This window comes from Candidatus Accumulibacter necessarius, from assembly GCF_036625085.1.
Genome location: NZ_JAZKUM010000001.1, coordinates 747,682 through 759,687, shown reverse-complemented (window position 1 = coordinate 759,687; position 12,006 = coordinate 747,682). Strand labels below are relative to the sequence as shown.

The following is a 12,006-nucleotide window of genomic DNA, read 5'->3' as shown; positions in this document are numbered from 1 at the left end:
GCCCACCTCGGCGCCGCTCACTTCCAGTCGCCGCGCATGCCGGCGACGATCGCCTGCAAATGCTCGGGAGTGGCTGCCGCCGGCACCACCGGCAAGCCGACCGTCAGCGCAATCGCCGAGAACAGGCCGCGCCGCAGCGGCTTGCTCATCGCCGGCCCGTCCTTGCGGCTGAAGAAACTGCCCCACAGGCCCTGCAACGCCATCGGAATCACCGGCACCGGCGTGCGCTTGACGATCCGCTGCACGCCCGGCCGGAAGGGATAGATCTCGCCGGTGTCGGTGATCCGCCCTTCGGGAAAGATCGCCACCAGTTCGCCCGCCTCGAGCGCCTTGGCCACCTCCTCGAAGGCGGCCTCCATCATTGCCGCATCATCCCTGGCCGGCGCGATCGGAATCGCGTGCATGTGGCGGAAGACGAAGCTGATCAGCGGCGTGCGATAGATGCGGTAATCCATGACAAAACGGATCGGCCGCCGGCTGGCGGCGGCAATCACCAGCGGATCGACAAAGCTGACGTGATTGCAGACCAGTACCGCTGCCCCCTCTTCCGGAATGTTCTCCAGGCCGTTCTGCCGCAAACGATAGACCGAGTGGATCAGCAGCCAGGCAATGAAGCGCAGCAGGAACTCCGGCACCAGACTGTAGATGTAGACCGCCACCGCCGCATTGCACACCGCGGCGACACCAAACAGCGCCGGAATCGTGAGACCATCGGCGAGCAGTCCGGCCGCCGCCAGCGAGCCGACGACCATGAACAGCGAGTTGAGGATATTGTTGGCGGCGATGATTCGCGCCCGCTGTTCGGGTGCGCTGCGCAACTGGATCAGGGCGTACAGCGGCACGATGAAAAAACCGCCAAACAGGCCGAGCGCGAACAGATCGAAGAGTACGCGCCAGGTCTCGTGCAGGGCGAGCAGGCTGGTCAGCGGCAGCGGCGCCCCCGCGGGGAGCAGCGCCGGAGAAGCAAAGGCGAGATCGATGCCGAACAGCGTCAGACCGATCGAACCAAAGGGCACCAGGCCGATTTCGACGTGCCCGGCCGACAGGCGCTCACAGAGGAGTGATCCGAGACCGATACCGATCGTGAACACGGCCAACAACAGCGTCACCGAGCCCTCACTGCCCCCGAGAACGTTTTTTGCGTAGGCCGGGAACTGCGCCAGGAACAGGGCGCCGTAGAGCCAGAACCAGGAAATGCCGAGGATCGACAGAAAGACCGTCCGGTTCTGGCGTGCAAAACCGATGTTGCGCCAGGTTTCGGACAGCGGATTAAGGCTGACGACCAGTTCCGGCGCCGGCGCCGGCGCCGCCGGGATGCCACGACTGAAGAGATAGCCGAACACCGCGATCACCAGGCCGGCATAAGCAACCCAGGTCGGGTGTCCGGCCGTGCCGGCGAGCAGGCCACCGGCCAGCGTACCGATCAGGATGGCGACGAAGGTGCCGGCCTCGACCAGCGCGTTGCCGCCAACCAGTTCCTTCTCACGCAGATGTTGCGGCAGGATGGCGTACTTGACCGGCCCGAACAGCGTCGAATGCAGGCCCAGCAGAAACAGCGCCGTGAGCAGAACCGCCAGGCTGTGCATCGAGAAGCCGAGCAAGGCGACACCCATGATGACGATTTCGAGCAGCTTGACCAGCCGCGCCAGCTTCGCCTTGTCGTACTTGTCGGCCAGTTGCCCGGCGGTGGCGGAGAAAAGAAAGAACGGCAGGATGAAGATTCCCGCTGCCAGATTGGTCAACACCTCGGGCGCCAACGCGGTCCAGCTCGCCGCCTGAAAGGTGAGCAGCACGATCAGGGCATTCTTGAACAGGTTGTCGTTGAACGCACCCAGGAACTGGGTCGCGAAGAACGGGGCAAAGCGACGGGCCTTGAGCAGACCAAACTGGGAACTCATGCAGTCTTCCTTTCAAAGAAGGCGCGGGTCGCGAAGATCGCCGGGGCACAGCGGTGCGCCTGAATTGCTCGACGCAATCGGCGCGCGTCCAGACCCGTCCGCGCGACACCACCAGTCGGCAGACCCGCATGCAGGAAGCAGCGCCGACGCGGGCTCATCAGCAAATGCGCAACGCCAGGGGTGCCATCAGGCGGATTCCTTGAGATAGGACAGGACATTGCGCAAGGACTCCTCGAGAAACGGCTTGTTGACCCAGAAATAGACCTCCTTGCCGAGCTTTTCCGACAGCAGCACCTCGGCATCGCGCAGGGTCTTGAGATGATGCGACACCGTCGAGCGCGCCAGGGTCGAGACATCGGCAATCTGGCTGACATTCAGACGCTCGTGCGGCTCAAAGAGCAAAAGGATGCGTTGCCGATGCTCGTCGCCAAGCGCTGAAAAAACCCGGGACATCGACCGCCACTCCTGCGGCATCGTCCGACCGTAATCGCCCCTCATGGTCTCCCTCGCCAACGATGAACCAGTGAACACCAAGAAAACATATCGACGAGTTTAGGCATGTCGACATTGAAGTCAAGCGAAATCTCGCCGATCAGGCTTTCAGCAGTTCCTCGCGATTCCCGAGCCAGCGCAACAGGTGGCGCTCGGCGCGCCCGGGATCGTCACGCAGCAATTGCACCGCCAAGGCCTGCGCCAGTTCGACCAGATCGGCATCGGCTTCCAGGTCTGCGTAGCGCAGCAGCGGGACCCCCGACTGACGGCTGCCGACGAACTCGCCGGGACCACGCAGGTGCAGGTCCTGGCGTGCGATCTCGAAACCATCCGTCTGCTCGAAGATGATCTTCAGTCGCGCACGCGCCATCGCCGACAGTGGCGGCTGGTAGAGCAGCACGCAAACCGAGTGGTGGCTGCCCCGTCCTACGCGTCCGCGCAGCTGGTGAATCTGCGAAAGGCCGAAACGCTCGGCGTGTTCGATCACCATCAGACTGGCATTCGGGACGTCGACACCGACTTCGATGACGGTTGTCGCCACCAGTACGTCAATCTCGCCGGCAGCAAAGGCGGCCATCACCGTGGCCTTGTCATTGCCCCGCAGGCGGCCGTGTACCAGACCGATACGTAGATCCGGGAGTTCGGCGCTGAGCGCGGCGTGGGTATCGAGTGCCGCCTGCAGGTCGAGCTTGACTGACTCCTCGATCAGGGGACAGACCCAGTAGGCCTGTCGCCCCTCGGCGACCACGGTACGCACTGCCGCCACCACTTCCTGCCGCCGGCTGTCGGAAAACAGCCGGGTCCTCACCGGCGATCGGCCCGCCGGCATTTCGTCGATCACCGAAACATCAAGGTCGGCGTAGTAGCTCATCGCCAGCGTGCGCGGAATCGGCGTCGCCGACATCATCAACTGGTGCGGATTGGCACCCTTGCGCCGCAGTTCCAGCCGCTGCACGACGCCGAAGCGATGCTGTTCGTCGACGATGGCCAGCCCGAGACGGGCGAAGTCGATGCCTTCCTGGATCAGCGCGTGCGTACCGACCACCAGTTGCGCCGTCGTTGCGGCCTGCAACTGTTTCGCCCGCTTGAGCTTCCTGCCCAGACTCCCGGCCACGCACACCACCTCGATGCCGAGCGGTTCAAGCCAGGCGCTCAGCTTCAGGAAGTGCTGCTCGGCCAGGATTTCGGTCGGTGCCATGAACGCCGTCTGATGGCCCGCCTCGATCGTCTGACAAGCCGCCAGCGCAGCGACGATCGTCTTGCCGCAGCCGACGTCGCCCTGCAGCAGACGCTGCATCGGGTAGGGATGCTCGAGGTCGGCGGCGATCTCAGCGGTGACGCGCTGCTGCGCGCCGGTCAGGGCGAAAGGAAGCGATGCCTTGAGACGGCTGGCGAGTTCGCCGGTGGCCAGCAACACCGGCGCGCCCCTGGTCCGGCGATCCAGGTAGGCGCGGCGCAGAGAAAGCTGCTGCGCCAGCAACTCGTCGAACTTGATTCGCCGCCAGGCGGGATGGCTGCGGGTCTGCAGCGCGGCCGCCGGCAATTCGGGCGGGGGTGCATGCAGCAGCGTGACCGCGGTCGCCAACGGTGGCAGCAAATGGCGTTCACACCAGGCGGCATCGAGCACCTCCGCGAGATCGGCATCACGCAGCGCGCCTCCGATCAGCTTGCGCAAAGCGCTCTGTGTCAGCCCGGCGGTGGTCGGATAAACCGGCGTCAGCGATTGCGGCAGCGCTTCGGCTTCGGCCAGGATACGGTAGCGGGGATGCACCATTTCGCGGCCGTGCAGACCGTGGCGGATCTCGCCAAAAATGCGCAGCCGGCGCCCCTGGTCGCGCGCCACTTCCAGCGCCCGCTGCTGGCTGCCGTAGAAGCTCAGGAAGCGCAGGTCAAGAATGCTGCGCTCACCGCTCGCATCGCTGACCCGGGCTACCAGTTGGCGACGCGGCGCCCGCCTGACCGAGATGTCGAGGAGTTCACCTTCGACCTGTACCGGAACGTCAAAGGGTGCCTCCGCAATGCCGGTGATCCGCGTCTCGTCCTCGTAGCGCAAGGGAAGATGCAGGACCAGATCCTGTTGCCGCTCCAGACCGAGCTTTCGCAGCCGGTTCCTGATGGCTGGCGGGGCATCGATCGTCGCGCCTGCCGGCATCAGCCGCCAAGCACCATCACCGCGTCGGCTTCAACCAGTGCCCCGCGCGGCAACGAAGCCACCCCGACGGCAGCGCGGGCCGGAAAGGGCTCGGCGAAATAACAGGCCATCACTTCGTTCACGGTCGTGAAGTTGACCAGATCCGTGAGGTAGACGTTGAGTTTGACGACATCGGCCAGCGAACCGCCGGCCGCCTCCGCCACCGCCTTCAGGTTGTCGAAGACCCGCACGATCTGTGCGTCGATCCCTTCAACCAGCTTCATGCTGACCGGGTCGAGGCCGATCTGGCCCGACAGATAGACCGTATCGCCAACCTTGACCGCCTGCGAGTAGGTACCGATTGCGGCCGGCGCATGCGGCGTTGAAATGATCGTTCTGGCCATGGTGCTGTCCTCTACAATGTGTGCGGTTGAAACCGGGGAGTTTAAACCGGGGATACTGAACCGGGAAACCCATATGACGACGACGCTCATCGCCAATCTCGAAAAACTGCTCGGCGGGCCGCGTGATGGTGCCTTGCTGCGTTATTCACTCGGCAACGAGTATCTCAAGGCCGACCACCCTGAACAAGCAGCGATCCACCTGCGTGCAGCGCTGGCACATGACCCCGCCTACTCCGCCGCGTGGAAGCTGCTCGGAAAGGCGCTGAGCGAGGCGGGACAGCCGGGCGAGGCGCTCGCCGCGTATGAACAGGGAATTGTCGTCGCCGAAGCCCGGGGCGACCTTCAGGCAGCCCGGGAAATGACGGTTTTTGTCCGGCGGCTGCGCCGCCAACTGCCGGCGGCAGAACGCTGAGCGCCTACGGCCTGCCGCCCTTGAGCAACACCGGATCCGCCGCGATCCCGAGGGTCTGCAGTTTGCGCCGAGCCGACTCGGCTTCAGCACGGCTCCTGAACGGGCCGACCTGCAGGCGCGTCTCGATGCTTGAGGGGAGGCCTTCCTGTGCCAGCCTGGCCTGGAGTTCTGCGGCCCGCTGCTGATCGGGCAGCGGGCTGGACTGCAGGGCATGGCCGGACAGCGGGCGCGGCGGGACAACGGCCAGTGGCGCGACCGCCGGGGCCGCCTCGCTGCCGGCTGCTGCCTGGCTGGGGTTGGTGGCAGGTGACGACGCTTCAACCGGTGGCAGCAATTGCTCGATCGCGGCACCACTGGCCTGCGGCCCGGCGAACACCGGCACGACGACGGGCGCCTCGACCAGCGGTTCGGCGATTTTCAAGGCTGGCTGTGCTTTCTTGACCGGTACCGGTTCGGTAAACTGCGGACCACTGGCCATTGGATCATCGGGCGGACTCAGGTAATCAAGTACCGGCCACGCAGCCAGCAACAGCAGGGTCAGCAAGCCGGCAGCACCCATCCGCCAGTGCAGCTGGCGCCTGAGAGCCGCTTGCTGGTCCGCCACTGCCAGGGCCGTGCCAAGCACGGCGGCAGCTGGCGCGGGGCCCGTCGCCGGGGTACTGTCTTGCTGTCGAATCACCATCGGCCTGTTCCGCCTCTAGAGCCCCTCGTGGCGGTTGCGCGCCAGCGCCACCACCAGGTCGGCCTCAGCCCGTGCTATCCCACAGCGATGTGCAATGGTGGTCGCGTCATGGCCCTGAATCGCCATCTGCATGGCATCGTTGTACAGCGGCGAAGCGCTCTGCGCCGACGCCGTCGATTGTCCAGACTGGCGCCGGAAATCCTCGCGGGCAGCCAGCACTTCGGCGCGCAGCTCGTCCACCTCGCAGCGCAGCTGGTAAACCTCGCGCTGCAGGGCATCGATCATCGCCTGCCCGGGAATCTCGGGTGGAGGCTCGTTCCAGGGGAATTCCGGCTTGCCGGAATCGGCTGTCTCCGGCGACTCCGACGCGGCGACCAAGGCTTGTGGTCCACTCGCCCCGGCGGCATCGACCGGGCCGACGGGCTCTACCGCTGCCAACTTGGCGGAATCGGGCTCCTGGATCGCTGCATAGGCCGCCACCGCCGATTGCGCAGCCATCGGTAACAGGGCTGGGGCACCGTGCTGCAGGCGACGCAGGCGGAAAAAAAGGACGATGATATAAAGCAACAACAGCGCGATGACCGCCATCAAGCCTTCGCGCCAACCCAGACTGCCCAGTAGCTCGAGATCCATTGCGCGCCTTCGTGACGGTGTCCGGCAGACATTATGCCAGACACTTCGCCTGCCTCAAGGACCATGTCGCGCAGTTGCTCTGAACTTCGTTCGACAAAACGCAAGATGCCTCGCCGGGAAACCCGGCGAGGCCTCGACAACGCCTCACCAGCGATCTACTGGATCGATTCGAACAACCCCGCTGCGCCCATGCCGGTACCGATGCACATGGTCACCAGACCGTAACGCTGCCGGGTGCGCTGCAGGCCATGCACCACCGTCGCCGTCCGAATGGTACCGGTCGCGCCCAGCGGATGGCCGAGGGCGATGGCGCCCCCGAGCGGGTTCACCTTGGCCGGATCGAGATCCAGCTCACGGATCACCGCCAGTGCCTGCGCGGCAAAAGCCTCGTTGAGTTCGATCCAGTCCACCTCGGCCAAACCGATTCCGGCCTGCTTGAGCACCTGGGGAATCGCCTTGATCGGGCCGATGCCCATGATCTCGGGCGGCACACCGGCAACCGAGTAACCGGCAAAGCGCGCCAGCGGCTTGAGATTGAACTGCTTGAGGATCTTTTCCGAAACGACCAGCACGGCGGCTGCGCCATCCGACATCTGCGAGCTGTTGCCAGCCGTTACCGTGCCGCGCGCGGCAAACACCGGCCGCAACCTGGCGAGCCCCTCGAGACTGCTGTCGGAGCGCGGTCCTTCATCGTTCTCGGCCAGATACTCCTTGACGGTCACTTCGCCGGTACGCAGATTCGGCAGCCGCGCCGTGACCGGGTAAGGCGAAATCTCGGCCTTGAAGTGGCCGGCTGCGATCGCTGCACAGGCCTTCTGGTGTGAGGCAACGGCAAAGGCATCCTGCTCTTCGCGCGAAACCTTCCACTGCGCGGCAACCTTTTCGGCCGTGATGCCCATGCCGAAGCCAATTGCGTAGTTCTCTTCCAGCTCGAAAATTGCCGGGTTCATCGCAATCTTGTTGCCCATCATCTGGTTCATCAAGGACATCGTTTCAGTGCCACCGGCGATCATCACGTCGGCTTCACCCAGACGAATGCGATCGGCCGCCATGGCCACGGTCTGCACTCCGGAAGCGCAGAAGCGATTGATGGTGACGCCGGGGACGGTGTCCGGCATGCCGGCGAGCAGCAGGCCGATACGGGCGACGTTCATCCCCTGCTCCGCTTCCGGCATCGCACAGCCGACGATCACGTCCTCGACCAGTGCCGGGTCAAGCCCCGGCGCCTGCGCCATGACCGATCGAATGGCATGCGCCAGCATGTCGTCCGGCCGGACGTGACCCAACAGGCCCTTGCGCCGGCCCACCGGCAGACGCGTCGCGGCGACGATGTAGGCTTCCTGAATCTGTTTGCTCATGTTCTGTTCTCCTTGCTCGCTCAATTACGCAGCGGCTTGCCGGTTTCCAGCATGTGCTGGATACGCTGCTGGGTTTTCGGGTTCTGCAGCAGCTCGACGAATAGCTTGCGCTCGACGGTCAGCAGCCACTGCTCATCGACCAGTGATCCGGTCTCGATATCGCCACCACAGAGCGCCGTCGCTGCCGCCTTCGCCACCGTATAGTCGTGCGCCGAAATCATGCCGCCTTCCTTCATGTTGGCCAGCATCATCACGCAGTTGGCGATGCCTGTGCGCCCGGCAACCTTGATGCCCCGTGGCGGCAGGCGCGGATGGTAGCCCGCCTCGGCGAGGCCGCGCGCCTCGCGCAGCGCGACGTAGAGCAGTTCGTTGGCGTTGAAGACGATCTTGTCCGACTCGACGGCAAAACCGAGTTCCTTGGCCTGCGCGCCGCTCTTCGACACCGTCGCCATGGCGATGGTCATGAATACCGGCTGGAGGAACTCGAAGGGGTCGTTGCCGCCGGTCCTGGCCGCATGCTGCGCGGCGCGGATGGCAAACTCCTTGCAGCCGCCACCCGCCGGGATCAGGCCGACGCCGGCTTCGACCAGGCCGATGTAGCTTTCGAGGGCGATCACCCGCTTGGCGGCGTGCATGACGAACTCGCAACCACCACCCAGCGCCATGCCCTGCACGGCAGCGATCACCGGGACCTTGGCATACTTGAGGCACATCGACGCGTTCTGGAACTCGGCGACGTACGTTGCAAGCAGTTCGAACTCGCCGGCGGCGATTGCTTCGGCGACCTCCTTGAGGTTGGCGCCAAAGGCAAACGGCGCCTCATGCCACAGCACCAAGCCCTGATAATCGGCCTCGGCACGCGCCACGGCTTCCTGCAAACCGATGATGACGTCGCGGCCAAGCGTATGATTGCGCGACTTGATGCTGACGATGGCGATGCCGGCGTCGACCTGCGGCAGCGTCCACAGGCGCACCCCCTCGTTTTCCCAGACCGTTTCACCGGCAACCGTCTTCTCGCCCAGCACCCGCTCGGGGAAGATCTGCCGCTGATAGACGGGCAGCGTCGAGCGCGGCCGGTAGGCGTCGGCGCTCGCCGAATACGAGCCTTGTGCGGTATGCACACCTTGCTGGGCGACCTGGCCGAAAACCCACGCCGGCAGCGGTACCGGGCTCATTGCCAGGCCGGCGTCGATGTCGGCCTTGACCGCTTCGGCAATCGCCTGCCAGCCGGCGGCCTGCCAGCTTTCGAATGGACCCTGCGCCCAGCCGAAACCCCAGCGCATGGCGAAGTCGAGGTCGCGCGCGTTGTCGGCGATGTCGGCGAGGTGGAAGGCGGCGTAGTGGAAAATGTCGCGGAAGATCGCCCACAGGAATTGCGCCTGCGGATGCTCGCTGGCCCGCAACTGGCCGAACTTCTCGGCGGGATTACGGTTCTTGAGGATCGCCAGCACCGTCGGGTCGATGTCGCCAGCGCTGTCACGGTAGTCCTGAAGCGCGAGGTCGAGGACCTTGATTGCCCGGCCGTCCTTGCGGAAGATGCCGCCGCGCGTCTTCTGCCCCAGCGCGCCCTTGCCGATCAGCGCCGCCAGCCATGCTGGCACGCCGTAGTAGCCGTGCCAGGGGTCGCCGGGCAGCGTGTCCTGCATGGTCTTGATGACGTGCGCCAGCGTATCGAGCCCGACGACATCGGCGGTGCGGTAGGTGGCGCTCTTCGGGCGACCGATGATCGGACCGGTGAGCGAATCGACGACGTCGAAGCCAAGACCGAGACGCTGGGTGTGATGCATCACTGCGAGAATCGAGAAAACACCGACGCGATTGGCAACGAAGTTGGGCGTATCCAGCGCCCGAACGACGCCTTTGCCAAGACGCGAGACCAGCCAGGACTCGAGGTTGTCGAGCAGCGCCGGGTCGGTGGTCCGGGTCGCAATCAGTTCAACCAGGTGCATGTAGCGCGGCGGGTTGAAGAAATGGATGCCGCAGAAGCGCGAACGCAGTGTTTCCGGCAGACCCTCCGACAGGCGGTTGATCGACAGGCCTGAGGTGTTCGAAGCGACGATCGCATCGGGCGAGATGAAGGGAGCGATCTTGCGATAGAGATCGTCTTTCCACTCGGTCTTCTCGGCGATGGCTTCGATGATCAGGTCGCAATCCTTGAGCTGATCGAGGTGTTGCGAGTAATTGGCGGCGTCGATGTAGGCGACGCGGTCTTTCGTGGCCAGCGGCGACGGCTCCAGCTTCTTGAGCGCGTCAATGGCTTTCCTGACGATCCCGTTGGGATCGCCTTCCTTGGCCGGCAGGTCGAAAAGCACCACCGGCACTTCGGCATTCGCGAGGTGCGCGGCAATCTGCGCGCCCATCACGCCCGCTCCGAGTACTGCGGCCTTGCGTACGATGAAGTTGCTCAAGCTGTCCTCCTTGTCTGGGTCGTCTACGCTCGCCGGGAACACCCCACAGCGGCTCTGCACAAAGCCGCTCAAACGAACGTTTGAATTATACGCGATCTGCCCACGACGTCAACTCCGACAGGGCGGGAAGGACAGGGAGACTTCACCGGTGCTGGCCAAAAAAAAGCCCCGGAATCCGGGGCCTTTTTGCCGATCTGCCTGGCGCGACTAGAAAGCCAGCGAGTACTGGGCGCCGAGAATCCAGACGCTGGAGTTGTAGTCGCCAATTACCCACCCACGATTCGTGAGCGGATTCAAGCTGGTCTCGTCCTGGTTGATCTTGGTCTTGGGGATGTACAGGTAAGCGGCACCGAGCTCAAGTGTCTGTTCCCTGGCCGGCTTCCATTGGGCACCGAAGGTAAACCAGGTCCGATCGTTATCAGGCAAGGAAGTCAGACGGGTGGACGCCTTCTTGACTGGCGTCTGATCGTAGGCCAAGCCGAACATGAACTTGAGTGCGTCCGAATAAGCGTAGTTCGCCCCCAGGGCCACGCGGTAGGTATCCTGAAAATCTGCCTCCAGGACCTGTGCCGTCCCGCCAGTGAGCGGCCCAGAAGTGCGGATGATGTCGACGTTCTTGATCGAACTCCAACCGGTCCACGAAATGTCTCCCAGCATCTCCCAGCGATCGCTGAGCTTCTGCGTCACGCTGACGATGAAGGTATCCGGCACCTCGAGATCCGCTTTCACGTCGCTCTGGCCACCGGCAGCGCGCAGGGCATTTGCGGTTGCATTGCCCGCCGCGGTGCCATCACCGCTCAGCTTGACCTTGCCGTCAGTGTGATACTGGATGGTCGAGCGATAGGATACCCCCACCTTGGTCGTCGGCGAGAGCGTGAATAACGCGCCAAGGTTCCAGCCCCAGGCGTCGTCACTGATGCTCATATGCGACTCCACACGAGGCAGGTTACCCAATATTCCCACTTGGCGATAATAGTCTGCCTCGATCTTCTGCCAGCTCACGCCGGCGCCGAGCGAAACCATATCGTTGACCCGATAGGCCATCGACGGGTTGATATTCATCGTCTTGATGTCGAACTCGTCGGACTGCGCACTGCCGATCCACGGCTTGTCGTACTTGGTTGCGTTGCCAAAAGGTGCGCCAATTCCCAAGCCAACGTAGAGATCCTTGTTGAGAGCCCACGAGATATAGGCATTCGGAACAAAAGCCCAGCTACCGGCGTCACCGCCATCACCGGCCGTATTGAAACCACCAACCTGTGAACCGTTGTTGTCGAACTTGAAGCTGGGCCTCACCGCCGTCAAACCACCGGAGACTTCACGCGCCTGCAATTGAGTCATTCCCGCCGGGTTCCAGAAAATCGTACTGGCATCGTTTGCCTTCGCCGCGGAACCGGCGTAGGCATTGCCCAGGCCGCTGCCCTGCTCAAGCAGCTGAAAACCGGAGGCACCCGCTGTACCTGACAAGGCCGCCAGCAAAAGTGCCGGAATCATCTTCATCGATATCTTGTGCGACATGTTGAACTCCCCTCTGGATGTGATCTGGGCGTGGTTTTTTCGCCACGCGCCAATAGCAATCTGAAGCTTC

10 protein-coding genes are annotated in these 12,006 nt (G+C 63.9%); 1 reads left to right on the top strand and 9 read right to left on the bottom strand.

What is annotated here, in order from left to right; all coding sequences use genetic code 11:
* Nucleotides 1-17: 17 nt before the first annotated feature.
* The 4 genes from V5B44_RS03795 to V5B44_RS03780 all read right to left on the bottom strand — a co-directional run bounded on the left by V5B44_RS03795 (nucleotide 18) and on the right by V5B44_RS03780 (nucleotide 4,925).
* Entirely contained in the window at nucleotides 18-1,898 is a 1,881-nt protein-coding gene (locus tag V5B44_RS03795; protein ID WP_332357778.1) for an MFS transporter, read from the bottom strand.
* Between the two features lie 186 nt (nucleotides 1,899-2,084).
* Entirely contained in the window at nucleotides 2,085-2,396 is a 312-nt protein-coding gene (locus V5B44_RS03790) for an ArsR/SmtB family transcription factor (protein ID WP_332357777.1), read from the bottom strand.
* A 94-nt stretch (nucleotides 2,397-2,490) separates the two neighbouring features.
* Nucleotides 2,491-4,542: an ATP-dependent DNA helicase RecG gene (recG, locus tag V5B44_RS03785; protein WP_332357776.1), complete on the bottom strand. Its 2,052-nt coding sequence runs from the start codon at nucleotides 4,540-4,542 to the stop codon at nucleotides 2,491-2,493.
* Nucleotides 4,542-4,925 carry a RidA family protein gene (locus tag V5B44_RS03780; RefSeq protein ID WP_332357775.1) on the bottom strand — a complete coding sequence of 128 codons (384 nt, stop codon included), beginning with the start codon at nucleotides 4,923-4,925 and terminating at the stop codon, nucleotides 4,542-4,544. Before V5B44_RS03780 ends, recG begins: the two co-directional genes overlap by 1 nt.
* Nucleotides 4,926-4,998: 73 nt before the next feature.
* Between V5B44_RS03780 and V5B44_RS03775 the strand changes: the two genes are divergently transcribed.
* Complete coding sequence (locus V5B44_RS03775; protein ID WP_332357890.1) at nucleotides 4,999-5,337, top strand: tetratricopeptide repeat protein; 339 nt, start codon at nucleotides 4,999-5,001, stop codon at nucleotides 5,335-5,337.
* A 4-nt stretch (nucleotides 5,338-5,341) separates the two neighbouring features.
* On the opposite strand, the gene V5B44_RS03770 is transcribed toward V5B44_RS03775, so the two are convergent.
* The 5 genes from V5B44_RS03770 to V5B44_RS03750 form a co-directional block, all read right to left on the bottom strand.
* Nucleotides 5,342-6,019, bottom strand: coding sequence for an SPOR domain-containing protein (locus V5B44_RS03770; RefSeq protein ID WP_332357774.1), 678 nt, complete (start codon nucleotides 6,017-6,019; stop codon nucleotides 5,342-5,344).
* A 15-nt stretch (nucleotides 6,020-6,034) separates the two neighbouring features.
* On the bottom strand, nucleotides 6,035-6,652 hold the full coding sequence (locus V5B44_RS03765) for a DUF2802 domain-containing protein (RefSeq protein WP_332357773.1): 618 nt from the start codon (nucleotides 6,650-6,652) through the stop codon (nucleotides 6,035-6,037).
* Nucleotides 6,653-6,807: 155 nt separating this feature from the next.
* Nucleotides 6,808-8,010 carry an acetyl-CoA C-acyltransferase gene (locus V5B44_RS03760; protein WP_332357772.1) on the bottom strand — a complete coding sequence of 401 codons (1,203 nt, stop codon included), beginning with the start codon at nucleotides 8,008-8,010 and terminating at the stop codon, nucleotides 6,808-6,810.
* 20 nt (nucleotides 8,011-8,030) lie between these two features.
* Entirely contained in the window at nucleotides 8,031-10,418 is a 2,388-nt protein-coding gene (locus V5B44_RS03755; RefSeq protein ID WP_332357771.1) for a 3-hydroxyacyl-CoA dehydrogenase/enoyl-CoA hydratase family protein, read from the bottom strand.
* A 207-nt stretch (nucleotides 10,419-10,625) separates the two neighbouring features.
* Nucleotides 10,626-11,936, bottom strand: coding sequence for an OmpP1/FadL family transporter (locus V5B44_RS03750; protein ID WP_332357770.1), 1,311 nt, complete (start codon nucleotides 11,934-11,936; stop codon nucleotides 10,626-10,628).
* Between the last annotated feature and the right edge of the window lie 70 nt (nucleotides 11,937-12,006).

Bases quoted from the DNA above. Each gene is read 5' to 3' on its own strand.
- recG (WP_332357776.1), bottom strand. From the start codon at position 4,542: ATGCCGGCAGGCGCGACGATCGATGCCCCGCCAGCCATCAGGAACCGG.
- V5B44_RS03795 (WP_332357778.1), bottom strand. From the start codon at position 1,898: ATGAGTTCCCAGTTTGGTCTGCTCAAGGCCCGTCGCTTTGCCCCGTTC.
- V5B44_RS03750 (WP_332357770.1), bottom strand. From the start codon at position 11,936: ATGTCGCACAAGATATCGATGAAGATGATTCCGGCACTTTTGCTGGCG.
- V5B44_RS03790 (WP_332357777.1), bottom strand. From the start codon at position 2,396: ATGAGGGGCGATTACGGTCGGACGATGCCGCAGGAGTGGCGGTCGATG.
- V5B44_RS03765 (WP_332357773.1), bottom strand. From the start codon at position 6,652: ATGGATCTCGAGCTACTGGGCAGTCTGGGTTGGCGCGAAGGCTTGATG.
- V5B44_RS03775 (WP_332357890.1), top strand. From the start codon at position 4,999: ATGACGACGACGCTCATCGCCAATCTCGAAAAACTGCTCGGCGGGCCG.
- V5B44_RS03770 (WP_332357774.1), bottom strand. From the start codon at position 6,019: ATGGTGATTCGACAGCAAGACAGTACCCCGGCGACGGGCCCCGCGCCA.
- V5B44_RS03760 (WP_332357772.1), bottom strand. From the start codon at position 8,010: ATGAGCAAACAGATTCAGGAAGCCTACATCGTCGCCGCGACGCGTCTG.
- V5B44_RS03780 (WP_332357775.1), bottom strand. From the start codon at position 4,925: ATGGCCAGAACGATCATTTCAACGCCGCATGCGCCGGCCGCAATCGGT.